General features: G+C 37.7%; 13 protein-coding genes. 9 read left to right on the top strand and 4 right to left on the bottom strand.

Going from position 1 to position 18,652, the window contains the following annotated elements; genetic code table 11:
- Nucleotides 1-105: 105 nt before the first annotated feature.
- From P0077_RS20305 to P0077_RS20290, 4 genes are all read left to right on the top strand, one after another.
- Nucleotides 106-3,306 (top strand): SusC/RagA family TonB-linked outer membrane protein, encoded by a 3,201-nt coding sequence (locus P0077_RS20305; protein WP_276167022.1) that lies wholly within the window; start codon nt 106-108, stop codon nt 3,304-3,306.
- 18 nt (nt 3,307-3,324) lie between these two features.
- Nucleotides 3,325-5,076, top strand: coding sequence for a RagB/SusD family nutrient uptake outer membrane protein (locus tag P0077_RS20300; RefSeq protein ID WP_276167021.1), 1,752 nt, complete (start codon nt 3,325-3,327; stop codon nt 5,074-5,076).
- Nucleotides 5,077-5,302: 226 nt separating this feature from the next.
- Nucleotides 5,303-6,604 (top strand): MFS transporter, encoded by a 1,302-nt coding sequence (locus P0077_RS20295; protein WP_276167020.1) that lies wholly within the window; start codon nt 5,303-5,305, stop codon nt 6,602-6,604.
- 30 nt (nt 6,605-6,634) lie between these two features.
- Nucleotides 6,635-7,795, top strand: coding sequence for a mandelate racemase/muconate lactonizing enzyme family protein (locus P0077_RS20290; protein WP_276167019.1), 1,161 nt, complete (start codon nt 6,635-6,637; stop codon nt 7,793-7,795).
- Nucleotides 7,796-7,804: 9 nt separating this feature from the next.
- On the opposite strand, the gene P0077_RS20285 is transcribed toward P0077_RS20290, so the two are convergent.
- From P0077_RS20285 to P0077_RS20270, 4 genes are all read right to left on the bottom strand, one after another.
- Complete coding sequence (locus tag P0077_RS20285) at nt 7,805-8,017, bottom strand: hypothetical protein (RefSeq protein WP_276167018.1); 213 nt, start codon at nt 8,015-8,017, stop codon at nt 7,805-7,807.
- A gap of 37 nt (nt 8,018-8,054) precedes the next feature.
- Nucleotides 8,055-9,776 (bottom strand): phytoene desaturase family protein, encoded by a 1,722-nt coding sequence (locus P0077_RS20280; RefSeq protein WP_276167017.1) that lies wholly within the window; start codon nt 9,774-9,776, stop codon nt 8,055-8,057.
- 111 nt (nt 9,777-9,887) lie between these two features.
- Entirely contained in the window at nt 9,888-10,574 is a 687-nt protein-coding gene (locus tag P0077_RS20275; protein WP_194530755.1) for an SGNH/GDSL hydrolase family protein, read from the bottom strand.
- A gap of 17 nt (nt 10,575-10,591) precedes the next feature.
- Nucleotides 10,592-11,050: a hypothetical protein gene (locus tag P0077_RS20270; RefSeq protein ID WP_276167016.1), complete on the bottom strand. Its 459-nt coding sequence runs from the start codon at nt 11,048-11,050 to the stop codon at nt 10,592-10,594.
- A 513-nt stretch (nt 11,051-11,563) separates the two neighbouring features.
- On the opposite strand from P0077_RS20270, the gene P0077_RS20265 reads away from it, so the two are divergent.
- The 5 genes from P0077_RS20265 (at nt 11,564) to P0077_RS20245 (ending at nt 18,519) form a co-directional block, all read left to right on the top strand.
- The gene (locus P0077_RS20265) at nt 11,564-12,703 is read left to right on the top strand and encodes a Gfo/Idh/MocA family protein (RefSeq protein WP_276167015.1); all 1,140 of its coding nucleotides are present in this window, start codon (nt 11,564-11,566) and stop codon (nt 12,701-12,703) included.
- Between the two features lie 262 nt (nt 12,704-12,965).
- Nucleotides 12,966-14,504, top strand: a complete 1,539-nt coding sequence (locus P0077_RS20260; RefSeq protein ID WP_276167014.1) for a hypothetical protein — start codon at nt 12,966-12,968, stop codon at nt 14,502-14,504.
- A gap of 86 nt (nt 14,505-14,590) precedes the next feature.
- Complete coding sequence (locus tag P0077_RS20255; RefSeq protein WP_276167013.1) at nt 14,591-16,438, top strand: cytochrome-c peroxidase; 1,848 nt, start codon at nt 14,591-14,593, stop codon at nt 16,436-16,438.
- 111 nt (nt 16,439-16,549) lie between these two features.
- The gene (locus P0077_RS20250) at nt 16,550-17,698 is read left to right on the top strand and encodes a fasciclin domain-containing protein (RefSeq protein ID WP_276167012.1); all 1,149 of its coding nucleotides are present in this window, start codon (nt 16,550-16,552) and stop codon (nt 17,696-17,698) included.
- Nucleotides 17,699-17,745: 47 nt separating this feature from the next.
- A complete protein-coding gene (locus P0077_RS20245) occupies nt 17,746-18,519 on the top strand; it encodes a metallophosphoesterase family protein (protein WP_276167011.1) in 774 nt (257 codons plus the stop codon).
- Nucleotides 18,520-18,652 lie beyond the last annotated feature (133 nt).

Below are 18,652 nucleotides of genomic sequence, written 5' to 3'. Positions count from 1 at the left end.
ATTGATTTATCACCAGAGAAAGGTTTTTAAAGTGAAAATCCTAATTTTTTAAACGAATTTCTGTTGTTTGGTCAAAATACTAACTAACAAAAAACAAGCATTATTATGAAAGAATGTTTATTTAAACAACTCACAAAACGCAAACATTGGTTATTGTTTGGGCTTATGTTGACTTGTGCTTCTATTGGATTTGCGCAAGACTCTAATGTAAGTGGTACAATAACCGATGAACTTAATCAACCCATGTTTGGGGCAAACGTTCTCGTTAAGGGAACAACAAATGGGGTAGTCACAGATTTTGACGGTAAATTTTCCCTAGCCGCAAATACAGGTGATATCCTAGTTATTTCTTATACTGGTTATACCACACAAGAAATAGCTGCAGAATCAGGAACAACAATTAACGTACAATTACAGCCAGATTCTCAACTTCTGGACGAAGTTGTGGTTATTGGTTATGGTTCTAGAAAAAAGGCAGACGTTACTGGTGCTGTTAGTACCGTAAAAACGGCTTACATAGAGCAACAAGCTTCATCCGATGCAACAAGAGCACTTCAAGGTAGTGCAGCAGGTGTTACGGTAAATGCTTCTGCAAGACCAGGACAAAATGCTCAAGTAAGAATTCGTGGTTTAGGTACTATTAATGGAAATGGACCTTTATATGTTGTTGATGGAGTTTTTGGTGCATCGCCACCACCAACAAGCCAAATTGAATCTATGCAGGTATTAAAAGATGCTTCTTCTACTGCTATTTACGGTTCAAGAGGTGCAAATGGTGTAATCTTAATAACCACCACAACGGGTAGAAAAGCTCAACCCGCTAAGGTTGATATTAACTTAAGGAGTGGTATGGGAACGTCTACCTCTAGATATGACTTAGTTACCGATCCTAATTTAATCGGACAACAAATTTGGTTGGAACAAACCAATGATGGTATTGCGCCAAATCATGCTCATTTTAGTTTTGATCCAAATAATATTCAGGCAACACGAGTAAATGATTATTTGTTTCCAAACGGGGCATCTAATGGTGACGCATCAACAAATCCGGCATTATACGACCAAGTAAATTACCCGATTACTAAAACCAACCAAGAAGGAACGGATTGGATGGAAGAGTTGTATCAACCAGCGCTAATACAAGATTTTGTATTGTCTGTCTCAGGAGGTTCAGAAAAAACTACGTATGCCTTAAGTGCTAATTATTTTAAAGAAGAAGGGATATTACGAGACAATTCTTACAATAGATATGCCATACGTGCCAATATAGATTCTCAAGTAAAAGATTGGTTGAAAATTGGTGAACGTTTAGGGGTTACTTTAAGCGAATCTAAAGGAAATACTGTTGGTTTTAATAGCATTATTGAGACTAGTCCGTTAATTCCTGTTAGAGATATTGCGGGTAATTTTGCTGGAGGTGTAGTAGGTGGTGGCTTAAATGACGGCCCTAATCCTGTAGGTAATAATTTTAGACAACGTAAGGATAAGAGAACAACTTTAAATGTAACTGGTAATGTTTTTGTAGAGGTTAAGCCAGCCAACAACCTAACGTTCAAGTCTCTTTTAGGATATAATATGAATTGGTATTCAAATCATGATCCTAGGTTTGCGGATTTAGAGAATACCAATGGTACAGCGGGACATACGTTGAATGAGACAAGAGGAGATAATCTTACATGGAACTTTACCAACACATTAAATTATACTAAAACTTTTAATGATGTTCACCAATTAGATTTTTTATTAGGAACAGAATCTACCAGGTATAAGTATGATCAAATTTCGGCAGGTAGGGAAAGTTTTATTTCTACTGATGATGATTTTTTTATTCTTAGTTCAGGGTCGGAAAACCAGACGAACAGTGGCGAAGCAGCGGCATGGGCATTAAACTCATATTTTGCAAGACTTTATTATTCATATGATGATAAGTATATGGTAGAGGCTACTGTTAGACGTGATGGGTCTTCAAGATTCGGAGCTAATAATAGATGGGGTAATTTTCCGGCAATTTCTGGAGGATGGGTTGTTTCTAGAGAAAATTTCTTGGCCGATAGCAGTTGGTTAAATTACTTAAAACTACGTGCTGGTTGGGGGCAATCCGGTAATGACCAAATAGGGAACTATAATGGTTTCAGCACCTTTAGTTCTAACTTAGGTGGCTCATTTTACGGTTTAGGTGGTGCGGATGGTATAATCAAACAAGGATTTCAATCTTCAGCTATTGGAAACCCTGATGCTAAATGGGAGACGACTACTTCTACTAACTTTGCTATTGATGCAACATTATTCAATCGTGTGAACCTTACGGTAGATGTTTGGAACAAGGATACGGAAGATATGTTATTCCCTATTGCTATACCAGCAGTAGAAGGATTTGCAACGGCACCAAGTGTAAATATCGGTACCATGGCAAACAAAGGTGTTGATATAGAACTAGGTTATAGAGGTGGTGGAACTGATGAAGGAGATTTTAAATATAACGTAGGTGTTATTTTCTCGACCTATAAAAATGAGGTCGAATCCTTGTCTGAAACAGATGGTGAATTTATCGTCGGTAGAAACCAAAGAGCTCAGACCTATTCTAGAGTAGAAACAGGTACTGCGTTCCCTGAATTTTATGGATATGTTGTAGAAGGAATTTTTCAAACTCAAGGAGAGGCAGATGCACACCCGGAAAATGGTACTTATAATCAACCAGGAAACCTAAAAATAAAGGATGTAGATGGTAGTGGAGATATTACTCCAGATGATCGAACGTACATTGGTAATCCAAATCCTGATTTTACAGCAGGGCTGAACCTAAGTATGGAATATAGAGGGTTTGATTTTTCTGCTAGTTTTTATACTAGTCAGGGTAATGATGCTATCAACTATTACAATCGTTTTACGAGATACGGACTTTTTCAAGGTCCTAAAAGTCCAGATAGATTATACAAGTCTTGGGGAAGCCCATATTTAGATAACAATGCAGATGCTGTTCTTCCAAAAGCATCTTCTCAGACAAGTTTTGAGCAGAATACCCATTCGGATTTAGTTGAGGATGCCTCATATATTCGTTTGCAAAATGCGCAAATAGGCTTTAACGTACCGAGCAAAATTTTGGATAAGATGAATTTAGCCTCTATGAGAATCTACGTAATGGGTACAAACCTGTTTACAATATCGGATTACTCTGGTCTAGATCCCGAAATCGCTTTGTATGATGATCCTGATTCAGGTTTTTCAAGTGATATCGATAGAGGTTTAGATTTGGGTACTTGGCCATCGCCGAGACAGATCATTTTTGGTCTTAATATCTCATTATAAAATAAAAAATTGAAAAAGATGAAAAATAATATATTTATAAAAACCGGATTGCTTGCTACGGTCATGGCCCTTTCTTGGTCATGTGGCGAAGAGTTTCTTGAGGAAAAACCAAAAGGAGCGGTTAGTGAAGAAATATTAACGAATGCTCATGGTGTAGACCTTCTTCTTATAGGAGCTTATTCAAGAATGGATGGATATTCTGCAGGGGAAGCTGGAGGAAATGGAGAAGCATCTGCCACGAACTGGGTCTGGGGAGATGTGCCCTCTGATGATATGCACCGTGGCGATCAAACTGGGGGGTGGAGTCCAATTAACCTTATTGAAAGATATGAGACAGATGCGGCCAACCCATGGATAGAAGGTTTATGGGCAGCAAATTATGATGCCATTGCCAGAGCTAATGATGCTATTCGTGTTCTTAAAAAAGCGGGAGAGAATGTAGGCCCCGCAGATGCCATACAATTAGAGGCGGAAGCACGTTGGTTACGCGCATGGTTCCATTTTCAATTGCGTAATAAAATTGAGAAGATTCCATATATAACGGACGATGTTGTTGCAAGTGAAGTGACCAATAACGAGGAAGTATGGGATAAGATTGAAGCCGATATTAAGTGGGGAATAGATAATGGTATGGCCGAAGATGTTGAAATAGGTCGTGCATCTCGTTGGGCAGCCAAAGCACTTTTGGCTCGTGTTCACATGTTTCAGCAAGAATTTACTGAAGCAAAACCTTATTTAAATGATATTATAGATAATGGACCTTTCCAGTTAATGGATCATTATTATGATAATTTCGATGAAGAGAAACAGAACAATTCGGAAAGTATTTTAGAGGTTCAGTACACTGTTAATGATGGTGCAGGTGATGCCAATAGTGGTGCTGATCATAGAACTTTGTTTCCTAGAGGTAGTGATGTAGGCTCTTGTTGTTCTTATAGTGCTCCAAGTTTTGATTTGTTCAATGCTTTTAAAACTGATGCCGATGGCTTGCCATTGTTTGATACTTTTCAAGATGACCTGTTATTAGAGGATTATAAAATTTTGGATACTGAGCCTTTTACACCTACTGATGCTTCTCTCGATCCTCGTGTAGATTGGACTATTGGTAGACGCGGTATTCCTTTCTTGGATTGGGGGCCAATGTCTGGTAGTGATTGGATGTTAGATCAAGCAGGCATGGGGCCTTTTTTGAACAAGAAAATTATGTTCTATAAAAGAAATAAAGGGGTAATATCCATTTCTAGCCCAATTTGGTCAAATGGACTTAATGGTAATAACTGGCGTTTATTCAGGTTAAGCCATGTTATTTTGTGGAGGGCTGAAGTTGCAATGGAAGAAAATGAGCTTGGCACAGCAATGGATTTGGTAAATGAAATTCGCGAGCGTGCCCAAGATGATTTGGTAATGGGTAAGGTAAATAATACCACTTTTGAAAGTGGTTATGAGTTGGATATTGATGAAAACCAACCAGCGGCAAATTACAACCTTGGCTTGTACACTACATTTCCAAATCAAGAATACGCTAGAAAAGCTATCTATCATGAAATGCGCTTGGAATTTGCTTTAGAAGGAATGCGTTTTCAGGATTTAGTACGCTGGGGTATAGATGATTCAACGATCAATCAATATTTAGCCTCAGAATTAAGTAATGAAAAATTAAAATGGATACAAGGGGCAGCTTATACTGCGGGTCAAGATGATCATTGGCCTGTACCGCAAACCCAAATTGATTTGCAACAGGGGGTATTAACACAAGACCCTGCTTATTAAGGATTAAAAAATAAACTAGTTGAGTTAGTTGTTTGAAAGCGGTAACAGGTTATTTTGGCCTGTTGTCGTTTTTTTTTGCAACAAATGCTTCTATAAAGAATATTTTTTATAACGAGCATAATTCACTCTAAACAATAATAATTGTTATCTTGACACTTTTTAATTTTGAAAAATTACTATTCTAAAAGTTTAAAACCTTAATTCCTTTTAAAATTTAACTAACCAAATGACCGATTTCAATCAAATAGAAAATCCCACACGTAAACGTTATAATATATTGGCCATGGTATTCGTTACCGTGGTTATTAATTATTTGGACAGAAGTAATATTTCAGTGGCGGCTTTTGCCATGAAGGAAGATATTGGCTTGAGCAATGTACAGATGGGCTACGTATTTTCTGCCTTTGCATGGACGTATGCCTGTTTGCAAATCCCTGGTGGTATTGTCGCGGATAAACTTCCCACTCGCATATTATATTCTGTCATGATGGCCTTATGGTCTGTAGCCACTCTCATACAGGGAATGGTCAGTTCTTTTGGGGCGTTATTAGGGTTGAGGGCCAGTATAGGTGTTTTTGAAGCTCCTTCTTATCCTATTAATAATTTAGTGGTAACCAAATGGTTTCCTGAAAACGAACGGGCATCGGCAATTGCCATATATACTTCGGGACAGTTTTTGGGACTCGCTTTTCTTACACCGGTTTTAGTAACGATTCAGACCTATTTTGGCTGGAGAGGATTGTTTATTATATCTGGTATAATTGGACTTGTGTGGGCAGCAATTTGGTATTTTTTCTACCGTAATCCACAAAATCATAAATCTATAAATAAAGCAGAATTAGAGCATATTGAAAAGGGAGGAGGCCTTATCGGTAAGAATGATGTAAAGAAAGAAGAGAAGAAAAAATTTGATTGGAACGACTTCAAACAAGCTTTTATCTATAGGAAACTCTGGGGTCTTTACATAGGGCAATTTTGTTTGGGAGCTACAACTATATTTTTTCTTACTTGGTTCCCAACATATTTAGTGGAGTTCAGAGGTTTGGATTTTCTAAAATCGGGGTTTTTGGCTTCCATTCCATTTTTGGCAGCTTTCTTTGGAGTGCTTTTATCTGGTTTTACATCTGATTATTTAATTAAAAAAGGCTTTTCCGTTGAGATATCAAGAAAGACACCTATCATTATTGGGATGCTATTATCTACCTGTATCATAGGTGCGAATTATACGGATAGCACCTTCTTTGTGATTCTCTTTTTGGCTTTGGCCTTTTTCGGAAATGGATTGGCAAGTATAGCCTGGATATTTATATCACTTATGGCACCTAAAAAATTAATAGGACTCACCGGTGGTGCGTTTAATTTTATCGGAGGACTTGCAGGTGTGGTTGTACCCATTGTTATTGGTTACTTGGTAGAAGATGGAGATTTTAGTCCAGCGCTTTTCTTTATTGGAGGAATAGCTTTACTCGGTTTTATATCCTACACCTTTATTGTGGGTAAAGTTGAACGTATCGTACCAAAAAATTAATAAAACACTAAACATAATAAATAGGATTTTATGAAGATATCAGCCATTAAAACTTTTCCCATAAACGTAGGTTTTGGAAGCCAATTAGTCATTAAAGTTGAAACCGATTCAGGTATTTATGGATGGGGAGCTTCTGGTCTTTCTGGTAGAGAATTAGCGGTTATAGGTGCAATTGAGCATTTCAAAGGTTTTCTAATCGGCAAAGATGCACGGAATATTGGTGCACTATGGCAAGAAATGTACCGTGGACAATATTTTGAAGGTGGTAGAGTACTTACAGCGGCTATTTCGGCTATTGATATTGCTCTTTATGATATTAAAGGAAAGGCGCTTGGTGTTCCGGTATATGAACTTTTAGGTGGGAAACATCGCGACCATGTAGACTGTTTTGCTTCGGTTCGTTTTAGAACACGAGAAGAGCTTTTTGAGTATTCTAAAACATGTATAAAAGAAGGTTGGAACATGTTGCGTTTGGCTCCAGCTGAATTTGAGGCCGAAGGAGACAAAGAGCTTTTTGAACCTCGCCAGTCCATTGCAACAATCGCCGAATGGCTTACTGACTTGAGAAAAGAAGTGGGTCCTGCTATTACCATTGGCATTGATTATCATACAAGATTAACCCCTGCACAAACATATTCTTTCATGAAGCGTATGCCTCCGGGAACATTGGACTATATAGAAGAGCCTATCCGCGATGAAAATCCCGAAGCTTATGAGAACCTAAGAAAAATGGTTGATATTCCTTTTACGATAGGAGAGGAGTTCTCCAGCAAATGGCAGTTTTTACCGTTTTTAGAGCGAAATCTGACTCAATATGCACGTATAGATATTTGTAATGTAGGCGGAATTACAGAAGCGATGAAAGTGGCCAGTTTAGCGGAAGCACATTATATAGATTTGATGCCCCATAACCCCTTAGGACCTATATGTACGGCAGCTACGATTCATTTGGCAGCAGCATGTCCTAATTTTGGCTGGTTGGAAGAAATGAATACTCCGGCACAGTATATGGGAACCGATGCTCCGGAATATTATCCTGTGCGTCCAATTTTGAATGGACCTACGTATCCTGTATTGGATACTCCTGGACTAGGTGTTGAGTTCAATGAAGAATTGGCTTTGGAAAAAACTTTTAAACCAATTGAAATACCAAGGTTAAGACGCCAGGACGGTTCGTTTACGAACTGGTAGTCAAAAATATTATTCAACAAATTCCATTAGTCCAAACCTGTTCGCTTGATGTACGTTTTTGGAAATATCATAAATAGGGAAAATAGTTGATGTGGACCGGCGGTTGCCGTCAGCATCATTACGGTCTTGACGAATAGCAAGGAAAGCCCATTTGTTTCCGGGTTCAATTGCAACAACTTTACCAAGCTCACCAAAGTTAGAATAGGGGATGGCCATTTCCATGGTCCATCCCTTATCTATATTATAGTAATAATTAAATCTATGTATTAATTTCCTGACTTTTTCCCTTTGCCCGAGCAGTTTTTACGGCTATCTTTTTCAACATCCACTCCGGATAATTAGAAGCATCTTCGGCTTCATAGATTCTAATATGTTGGTTTTCCTGTGGTTTTTTGAGCTCATCTGGGTCACACTCTAAAATTTGTGCTGCGGTATCAACACCGGAATGCGAGACTCCTGCAACACCATGGGACAAAATACTGGCACCACATAGATAGAGGTTCTCAATTTCGCTTTTAGCTTTGTAAGCAAAAGGACCTATATGTTTGAGACTTTTTTCGGTACCGTAAATATTTCCATCTGTTGTGTTTACATAGTATTTATTGGTCAATGGAGTACCTAAATCTTTTTGAACAATGTGATTTCTGATACCCGGAATAGCTTTTTCTAGTCCGTTTAGCATTTTTTGCATCAATCGTTCTTTAAAATCTAGATATTCTTGAGACCGCTCTTGATTTTCATTTTTGAATTTTTCGAACGCTTTAAAATCTACAAGGGTAATAGCTTCTATACTATGGTATTTGCCATCAAAGCTAGAAGGGTCTTTTAAGGTTGTGCAACTAATGAACATCCCTTCAAAGGCATCTCCTTTTGAAATATCGGATTCGAGCATGCTATCATAAAAATCGTCAGTGTCTTTATTTGGCATCATCCAAATATTGCCTGAATCTAGTCCCGCTTTGCGTAAGTCCATATCAACAATTAAAAACAACATCAACGAAGTACTTGAATATTTTGTTTTTGCTAATTTTTGCTGCAGACTTTTACTTAAGTTTTCTCTACCAATTAGATCGTTATAGGTAATACCTACATCCGCATTGGAAACTACGGTGCTAGCATATAATTTTTCCCCGTTTTTTAAAGTCACTCCAACGGCTTTTTTACGTTGGTCTCCTTCCAAGATTATAGTTTTTACGGCTGTGCTTGTGCGGAGTTCTCCACCATATTCTTTCAGTTTATTGGTCATTGCTTTTATGAGCGCTCCACCACCGCCCATGGGATAGTATCCTCCTTGAAAGTAATGGTACATTAACGCACTATGTAATACAAAAGGAACCTTTTTAGGTTGTGCACCATGGTCACCACATTGTATGTTCAAAATATTTTTTAAAAGTGGATTTTTGATATGCCATCCAATAACTTTTCGTACGCTGAACATACCGTACTTTCCAAAATGTTTGGTTTTGAAAGGAATTGTCAACTTCTGCCAAAACCCTTTAAAATAGGGTAGGGAGTAGAGCTCTTCACTAACTTTACGGGTCAAGTGAAGGTATTTGTAAATTTGTTTTTTCTCTTTAGGAAACCGTTGGGATAGGCGTTCGATTAGCAAATCAAAATTAGCTGGAAAATCAAATCGTTCTTCACCTACAAGAACATGTTCGTAGGCATCGGGATTCATTCTAAAAAATACGAGGTCGTTGGCAATTCCTAAACCGCGGTACAAATCGTTGGTAGCTTCTCCTTCAGCCATAAGTCCAACATAATGTACCCCAGGAGTAAAGCGGTGTCCGTTTAAATAGAAACTATGGCACCAACCACCAGGAACATCGTGTTGTTCCAGTACCACTACTTTCTTACCTGCTCTAGCTAGGCAAATGGCAGTAGCCAAACCACCAGCTCCAGAACCGATGATTATAGAATCGAAACGTTCAGATGAGTCAGTGTCGATGGTCGAGTTTGAATCTTTAGCTGTTTCTTGCATTAGCAGATTTAAAAGTGGAATTTTTGGTAGCCAATACTAACGAAGATATACATAAAAAGGGTATTAGATTTTTACCTAAAAGATTCGAAAATTGTAAGCGTGTACTATTCTTTAATTTTGCAATGCATCGGCAATAGCTTTTTCTACAAGGGGCTCCATTACTTTGTAACCTTCAACAGTGGGGTGTACACCATCTTTTGCATATTTTTTTGGTAGTCCATTGCGCTCGTCTGCCAATGCAGAAAAGTAATCGAGATAAATATGACCTTTTTCTTCAGCATAAGCTTTGATCATCTTGTTTAAATCCACAATTTTTTGGGCAGGCTCCACTCCTGGTTTCCATGGATAATTAAAAGCAGGTAAAGTGGAAGACAAAATTACTTTAATGTCATTTGCTGCTGCTAAGTCTGCCATAGATTTAATATTGTTCATAATCATCTCAAGAGTTGACGGCCCTGTATTGCCCGCTATATCGTTAGTACCCGCTAAGAGAACCATTACTTTGGGTTGTAAATCAATTACATCTTGTCTGAAACGTACTAACATTTGTGGAGTAGTCTGACCGCTAATACCTCTATTTACATATGGTTTGTTAGCAAAGAATTCCGGTCTTGAGTTGAGCCAACCTATGGTAATGGAATTTCCCATAAAAACAACTCGGTTTTCATCTGTTGAGGGTTTGGCAAGTTTAGCATTGTCTTCTTTAAATTGACTCAAATTGGGCCAATCTTGTCCCTTTATCCCATTAATTATTCCTAGTCCCATTAATAAAGCAAGTAGTGTTGGTTTAAGTTTCATGTTGATCTGTAAGTTATCTAGTTGAATTGTTTTTTATCTTCCATAGTTAAAGGAACATTGTCCATAAACTTTCGTTGTGCTGGTTTTTGCATATAAAGATATGCCACCAAGAAAATTGCAATAACCAAAAATAAGGCATTGCCACTAAAGCTATACGCAAAGATAGCTAGAAATGCAGGCCCTTCTATAAGGGCGTACATTACTATTGATGCGGATAGGTATTTACTCAATTTAGCTGATAATTCATCGGTTCTGTTGATGCTTTGAAGTTGTTTTTTAAATAAAAATTGACTCATAAAGTAACCAAAAGCAGCTATTATAGGCACTACATATATAAAAATGTCATTTGGGTCGGCATTAGCTTCAAAACTACCGTTATTAAAGTATGTTATTGCTCCAAACACTAGAATACCACCTACTAGCGCAAGATGAATTATGGATAAGGTCTTAAAAAAATCAGAAGGTTTTGTAGCCATCTATTGCTTGGTTTAGGTGTTTATAAAGATAGCTTTTCAAAAGGAATGACAAAAAATAATAACAAGGGCTTAGTTTGCTATTAGCCAGTAGAGGCAATAAAGAATAAGAAGAGAGATAACTACAGAGAGTATGTAAATCATCGTTTCAAAGCGTAGGTTGTTTTTATGCTGGCTTCTAATTTGGCTTTTAAGAATGGCCCATTCCCTGGGACTCAATTTTTTAAATTCGAGTTCGGTTTTACCTGTATTTTCTTTACAAAGATCTTTTAAGTCTTTGAAATTTCGTTTTTTCAGAAGCGCCCTGTTCGTTCTTAAACTAGTAATCGCATGTGCCATAAAACCTTCTCCCGCCATGAATAGTTTTTATTTATTGGTAGCAATTTATTCAAAAATGTTACAACTTGTAGGAAAATACACTATTAAAATTTATGGTATTAAAACAATTTTTTTACGTGCTAAAGGAAAATTTATTTATATGTAATTTAGAAGGGAAAATTAAAAAAGGTACACCAAATGAAAAATATATCAAGAAGAAGCTTTAATACCAAACTATCGCAGGGCCTGGCCGGTACAGCACTTTTAGGTAGCGTTGGGTTGGGCTATGGATTTTCAGCAGGAACGGAAAAAAAGAAACTAGGCATAGCTTTAGTAGGGCTAGGAGGCTACAGCACGGGGCAATTAGCACCTGCTCTACAAGATACGGAACATTGTTATTTGGCGGGTATTGTTACCGGAACCCCGGCAAAAGAAAAACTATGGATGGATAAGTACAACATTCCCAAAAAGAATGTTTACAATTATGAGAATTTTGATACGATAGCCAATAATGAAGATATTGATATTGTTTACGTAGTGCTTCCCAACAGTATGCATGCCGAGTTTAGCATCCGTGCAGCAAAGGCGGGTAAACATGTCATCTGTGAAAAGCCAATGGCAGTCAGTGTAAAGGAATGTGATGCTATTATGAATGCTTGTAATGATGCCGGAGTAAAATTGGGTGTAGGATATCGGATGCAATCGGACCCTTATACCAATGAGATTAAACGTATGGTAAAAGAGAAGCCTTTTGGTGATGTACGTTACGTATCTTCGGATGCAGGCTATATTTCTCGGGGAAATCCAGATCAGTGGCGTTTAAATCATGTCCTGTCTGGAGGTGGCGCATTAATGAATATGGGCGTGTATTCCATACAAAGTAATATATATGGTACAGGTCAAAATCCGATATCCGTGGCTGCACAAGAGTTCAGCTCTAAACCGGAGTATTTTAAGGATACAGATGAAACCATAACCGCGCAGATGGGTTTTCCTGATGGGGTAGTAGGAAATTTGTTTACCTCTCATAATGCAAACGCGAATCGCCTTTTTGTTTCTTTTGAAAAAGGATGGGCAGAACTGAACCCATGTCACAGTTACGGACCATTAAGCGGACGCACATCCGAAGGAAAGGAAATAAAATTCCCGCATCAAAGACAACAAAAGTTGCAGATGGATGATTTTGCCAAACATATAATGATGGGTACCACCAATTATGCACCGGGTGAGATGGGCAAGCGAGATATGATAATTGTAGAAGCTATATACAAATCCATTAAAGAGGGAGGAAAAACCATTTCGTTAGACTTAGGAGATATGGGTATCGTAAGGGCGTAAAAAAACAAAAAGACAGTATGTACAAAAGGGCGGTTTCTATGACCGTCCTTTTTTTGTTATTTAGATAGATTCTATTCTAAACCTGATTTTATATGCCAAAAATCAATCTTATTTAGAACGAATATGAATGGTAACATTGGGTTAACAATTTAACACAAAGTTATCATCTTGTTTATAGTATGGCTATAATGAGTTAACGTTTTTGGTATAACAGTAAGATACTTTTGGTGAAAATTAGTATAACTAATAACCAAAGAACAAAATGAAAACAGTATCTAAATTGTTATTACTAGCAGGTTTGGTAGCTACTACTTCCTGTGAAAAATTAGAAGAACATGTTGGGCATGGTGGTCCAAAAGAAGATGAAGGAACAATGTTCGAGAACAAATCGAATCTTGAGCCTTTAGTAGTAATGAATTCAAACTTTAACTTTGTAAAACCTTATTCTTTAATCAGTTCTACTGATATTTTAGAGGACGGTTTTCAATTGGTAGGTGCTCAAGATGGAGCCGGTTTCTTAAAAGAAGGTAACGGTTACATGTATATTGTAAATGCTGAAGATGATTATGCGGTTAGCCGTATTCATTTAGATGAAAACTTAAACCCAACAGGCGGTGAGTGGTTATTGAACTCAGGGGTTGCAGATTTCGCTCGTCAGTGTTCTGGTACTATGTGGGAAGCTGACATTCACGGTGGTGCAAAAGATATTTTTCTTTCTGCTTCAGAAAGCTTTCACTATGATGTTAAAGGTATAGATCCTCATGTTGCCGTACCTACGCCAACTGCAGATTTTGGTTTAGATGCTTTAGGTGAGTTCTCATGGGAAAACGCTGTTCCATTACCAAGAGATACGTATAAAGGTAAAACAGTAATTATTGGAGGTGATGATGACTCTAGCGGTTCTGAAGGTCAGATTACTCTTTATTATTCTGAAAATGGGGATGCCGATTTAACCAATGGTAAAATCTACGTTCTTAAATTAAAAGAAGTTGCTTCTGGTTCTACAGATGCAGACGGTAACCCGATCGCGCCAATGGCCGTTGAAGAAGGTGTTATCTATAACGAAGGTCAGTTGGCTTTTCAAGAAACTTATGCTTTCGAATTCGTTGAAATCGAAAACGGTGCGGCTATGACCAAAAATGAAATGGAAGATGCTTGTGTAGCTGCAGGTGCTTCTGCTTTTATGCGTGTTGAAGATGTTGATTACCAAAAAGGTTCTGTTGACAATGCAAGAAATATTTTCGTTGCCGTAACAGGTAGAGGTCCGGGAAGAGGTACTTATAACGATTGGGGTACAGCTTACAAATTGGAGCTGGATGAAGATTCTCCATTGACTGGAAAAATCACTCAGATTATTAGTGGTAATACAGATACTAATAACATGGACGGTAACCTTCCTGAGCTTCAGAGTCCTGATAACATTACGGTTACAGAGAACTTTGTATACCTTCAAGAAGATCCTAACTCTTTCGATAGAAACCACTCGGCTGCTATTTATCAAACGGATTTAAACGGAAACAATGCAAAAACAGTTCTGGAATTATTGATCAGAAACGATCTTGATCCATCAGGAAGCACTGGTTTCAGTGGTGAGTTTGGTGCATTGGTAGATATATCCGATAAAGTTGGTGAAGATGACACATTCTTATTGAACCTTCAGCCACACTACTGGCAGAATGATGATTACAAGAGTAAAGACGGTCACGATATGGAATCTGAAAATCCTGACGCAATTGCAGCAGGTGCTAGAGAAGATAACCAAGGTGGTCAAATCATTATCTTAAAAGGTTTGCCTAGATAAGACCTTACTATTTTATGGTGAAAGACCTCTATCTATTGATGGGGGTCTTTCCCTATTTTAAAATTTTGTTTCAACTTACTTCTGTTATGAATAAATTTCTCCTCTTTTTTTTATCGATATTTTGTATTCTTTCCTGTAAAAATAAAAATGAAGAACTAGCAAAAGTTGACCATGTCGAAACTACCGACTGGAGCTATGCACAAGAGTTCTATATAAAAAATATGACCAAGGCGGTAGATTTGATCGATACCTTGAGTAAAATGGATGCAGAAAGCGACGAGGCTAAAAAAATCTTCAAAGAGCTCCGCGTTGCCTTTAAAAAAGCAGAACCCTATGCATCATATCTAAACCCAGAAGTTGGGCACCGTGCCAATGGGCCCGCTTTACCCGTTTTTGCAGAAGATACAGAACGTATATTGAACCCTATTGGATTACAGAAAATAGAAGAGTCTATTTATGAAGGCGGTGAGTCACCTGCCGTTTTTAAAAAAGAAACGGTTTTGACCAAAGGTTTGATGGTCAATTTATTGAAAAATGTTACCGAACGGGATTTAAGTGCCGAGCGTTTTTTTATAGCCACTCATCAACAACTTTTACGAATCATTAGTTTAGGTATTTCAGGTTTTGACACACCGGTAAGCGGTTTGGGACTTTCAGAAAGTGTGGTCTCGTTGCGAGGGTTGGAAGAGGTTTATGACCATACATTGCGTGATTTAATACAAGATAAAAACAGTGATTTAGATACTAATTTTCATCAAAACATAGAAAAAGCCGTAGATTTTCTTCAAAAAAACACAGATTTCAACACTTTTGACCGCTACACCTTTATACGGGATTATATGAATCCTATTACGCGTAATTGGGTGAGTATAAGAAAAGAAAGTGGTCTTTGGGAGGGGGTAAATAACAAACCTTTCAATTTTGATGCGCCTACTTTCTTTGAAAAAGATGCTTTTAACCTGGAATACTTTACCCCTCCAATTAATAGAAATCCATCAGAAAAACAGATTGCACTTGGCGAAAAATTATTCTTTGACCCTAACTTGTCGCAAACAAAAAGCATGGCATGTGTTACGTGTCACATACCCGAAAAAGCATATACTGACGGTATTGCCGTAAACAACGGAAATAATGGGAGTCCGTTGCAACGAAATACGCCAACTCTGATTAATTCCGCTTTTCAAAAAAGCTTTTTTTGGGACGGTCGTGCAGAGAATATTCTTGATCAAATTTCTATGGTATTCAACAACGAACAAGAATTCAATACGGGCGTTCATGAATTTTCTACCGATATTTTAAAGGATACTACCTACCACGTTTTGTTCAAAGATGCTTTTGGTAGAATCTCCAATAGAAATACAGATATTATTAAAGCCATATCTTCTTATATCTCCACTTTAAATGGGTTTGATTCCAAATTCGACAGGAATATGAGGGCAGAGGAAGATACGTTTACAAAAGAGGAAAAATTGGGTATGAACCTGTTTATGGGTAAAGCGCTTTGTGCAACCTGTCACTTTATGCCATTGACGAACGGAACGGTGCCACCTTTCTATGCAGAGACTGAAAAAGAGGTTATTGGAGTTCCGGAAACTGCTGAAAACAAGATGTTAGATGATGACCTAGGTTTTTATTGGCGCTATAATAAGGCGGAACATTTGGGTATGTTCAAAACACCTACAGTTAGAAATTCCGAATTCACTGGACCTTATATGCACAACGGAGTTTACAATACGTTGGAAGAAGTTATGAATTTTTACAACAAAGGAGGTGGCGGAGGCATGGGCTTTGAACTAGAGCATCAGACCTTGCCTTTTGATGAACTGGAGCTGACCCCAGAAGAGCAAAAAGCTATTATTTCGTTTTTGAAAACCATGACAGATACAAATGTTGATAAAGAGGAAATACCTCAAATAGCCGAAGTTACACCTTAATAGAATGTATTTTTCCTAATAAATTTAAAGTTTAGCTAACCTAGAATTAAAGAAAAGCAGGGTTTGTATTTTTATTAAAGAACTACTTTGTAGCCCAGATAAATAACCGCTATGAAAATGATGATTACTGTAAAATTTCTAAAAAATCTAACCTCTTTAATTTTGGTTTTGGCAATGGCCATAGGGTGTTCAAATGACAGTGACCCTATTGATGATGTGGATCAAGAAGAGGTGGCCCAAGAACAAACGGAAGAGGAAGAAGAAATTACCGAAGAAGAGACTGCAGAAGAAGAGGAGGAGGAAACCTCAGAGGAAGAATCCTTATTGAATGCCGTAGAGTTTATTGATTCTGAAGAGAGTTTGTCCATGTCTTCAGATGCCTTGAATGCTATTGACAATACCCTTACGGATGCTCTTTCCAACGAAAGTGGAACGGTTACATTTTTTGTGCCAAGTAATGAGGCTTTTGCCAATTTTTTAGAATCTTTAAAAGAGTACGCGGCTGTTCTGGATTTTGATGAGGAACTAGAGAAAGAGATTCTTGCCCAAGTATTAAAATACCATGCTGTTATTGGTGGAGCCAATTTCTCAACTGAACTGTCTAACGGAACCATTTTGGAAACGTTGCAATCTGAAGAGATAAAAATTATGGTAGATGGTGATGTTTATATTATTGATACCACAGAGATCGACGCAAAGATTACCGAAGCGGATATTCAAGTTGCCAATGGAGTTATCCATATCATTGATAAAGTTTTGATTCCAGAGGCCGTTCTTGCCGATTTATTTCCAGAATCCCCATCTTCACTAATGGAGTTGATAAATGGGAACGAAGACCTTTCTATGTTCGCTGAGGCCATTGAAGAAGCAGATTTGGAAAGTAGATTCAATGATGGTGACTTAACTGTTTTTGCTCCAACGAACGAAGCCATTGAGGAATTGTTCAATACACTTGGTGACGATTATAATTCGTTTTCGGATTTTTCTAACATATTGGAACAGCAGGCGTTAAGAGAGATAATTTTAGGCCATGCCGTGGCACAGGTTATTCCGCGTAGCGAGTTAAAAGTAGGCTCGCTTCCCACTTTGATTGAAGATGATGCAGTAGATGTAGTTGAAGGTTCTGGCGGACTTGCGCTACAGGATGCTTCTGAGTTTAAGGCCAATTTTGTGGAGTTTGATATTGAGGCATCAAATGGAGTTATTCATACCATAGATAAAATTCTTATTCCACAAAAAGCACTTTTGATTCTTAACTAGTATTGTGTATTCCCATTTGTGTTGCTATTAACTTTTAAAAGTACCCTATGAAAATTGCCCTGTTTAGTGATATTCACTCTAATTTACCAGCTCTAGAGTCCTTTTTCGCGGATGTTGAAAAGAGGGAGGTTGATGCTATGTATTGCCTGGGTGATTTGGTGGGCTATAACATTTGGCCAAATGAAGTGATAGAAGAAATACGCAAAAGAAATATACCAACTATTGCCGGTAATTATGATTTTGGTATAGGAAGAACTAGTGATGATTGTTTGTGCGCCTATAAAACAGAAGAGGAAAGGGCTAATGGAGATATTTCCATAGCGCTAACGAACGAATTGGTAACCGACAAAAATAGGGCGTATTTAAGAACGCTTCCGGCTCATATAAAATCAGAATTTCAACTGAATGAAGATAAGTTGAATCTGTTGCTGGTACATGGTAGTCCCAGAAAAATTAATGAATATCTTTTTGAGGATAGGGCGGAGAAAAGTATGATTCGTATTATGAATCAAGCAAATGCGGATATTATGTGTTTTGGGCATACCCATCAGCCATACCATAGAATTTTTAATACAGGTGAAGAAAATGAAACCCATTTTAGGCATGCCATAAATTTGGGTTCTATAGGTAAACCAAAAGATAATGATAATCGCGGCAGCTACGTTATTATTGAAATAAATGATAATTCTTCTATTTTAGATAAGGATAGTATTTCTGTGAATTTTATCAAGTTTACGTACGATATAGAAAAAGCAGCTAAAGCTGTTGAGGATAGTATACTGCCAAACAGTTATGCCGAAAATTTGAGAAACGGTTACTAGATTCGGTTTAGGCTTGTGTTCTAATTATTTTTAACCTTCCTATTGGCTGTTTTTTGTTATCGAATTAATTTTCGTTTTACTCGATAATCGAGATTAAATGCTCCGAGGAATGCCTCGAAATTATGGTGTATTC

It is taken from the genome of Zobellia alginiliquefaciens (genome assembly GCF_029323795.1).
GTDB lineage: Bacteria > Bacteroidota > Bacteroidia > Flavobacteriales > Flavobacteriaceae > Zobellia > Zobellia alginiliquefaciens.
This window is presented reverse-complemented; position numbering and strand designations above follow the sequence as displayed.

Coding starts and splice junctions, on each gene's coding strand:
- P0077_RS20305 (WP_276167022.1), top strand. CDS start 106: ATGAAAGAATGTTTATTTAAACAACTCACAAAACGCAAACATTGGTTA.
- P0077_RS20300 (WP_276167021.1), top strand. CDS start 3,325: ATGAAAAATAATATATTTATAAAAACCGGATTGCTTGCTACGGTCATG.
- P0077_RS20295 (WP_276167020.1), top strand. CDS start 5,303: ATGACCGATTTCAATCAAATAGAAAATCCCACACGTAAACGTTATAAT.
- P0077_RS20290 (WP_276167019.1), top strand. CDS start 6,635: ATGAAGATATCAGCCATTAAAACTTTTCCCATAAACGTAGGTTTTGGA.
- P0077_RS20285 (WP_276167018.1), bottom strand. CDS start 8,017: ATGGAAATGGCCATCCCCTATTCTAACTTTGGTGAGCTTGGTAAAGTT.
- P0077_RS20280 (WP_276167017.1), bottom strand. CDS start 9,776: ATGCAAGAAACAGCTAAAGATTCAAACTCGACCATCGACACTGACTCA.
- P0077_RS20275 (WP_194530755.1), bottom strand. CDS start 10,574: ATGAAACTTAAACCAACACTACTTGCTTTATTAATGGGACTAGGAATA.
- P0077_RS20270 (WP_276167016.1), bottom strand. CDS start 11,050: ATGGCTACAAAACCTTCTGATTTTTTTAAGACCTTATCCATAATTCAT.
- P0077_RS20265 (WP_276167015.1), top strand. CDS start 11,564: ATGAAAAATATATCAAGAAGAAGCTTTAATACCAAACTATCGCAGGGC.
- P0077_RS20260 (WP_276167014.1), top strand. CDS start 12,966: ATGAAAACAGTATCTAAATTGTTATTACTAGCAGGTTTGGTAGCTACT.
- P0077_RS20255 (WP_276167013.1), top strand. CDS start 14,591: ATGAATAAATTTCTCCTCTTTTTTTTATCGATATTTTGTATTCTTTCC.
- P0077_RS20250 (WP_276167012.1), top strand. CDS start 16,550: ATGAAAATGATGATTACTGTAAAATTTCTAAAAAATCTAACCTCTTTA.
- P0077_RS20245 (WP_276167011.1), top strand. CDS start 17,746: ATGAAAATTGCCCTGTTTAGTGATATTCACTCTAATTTACCAGCTCTA.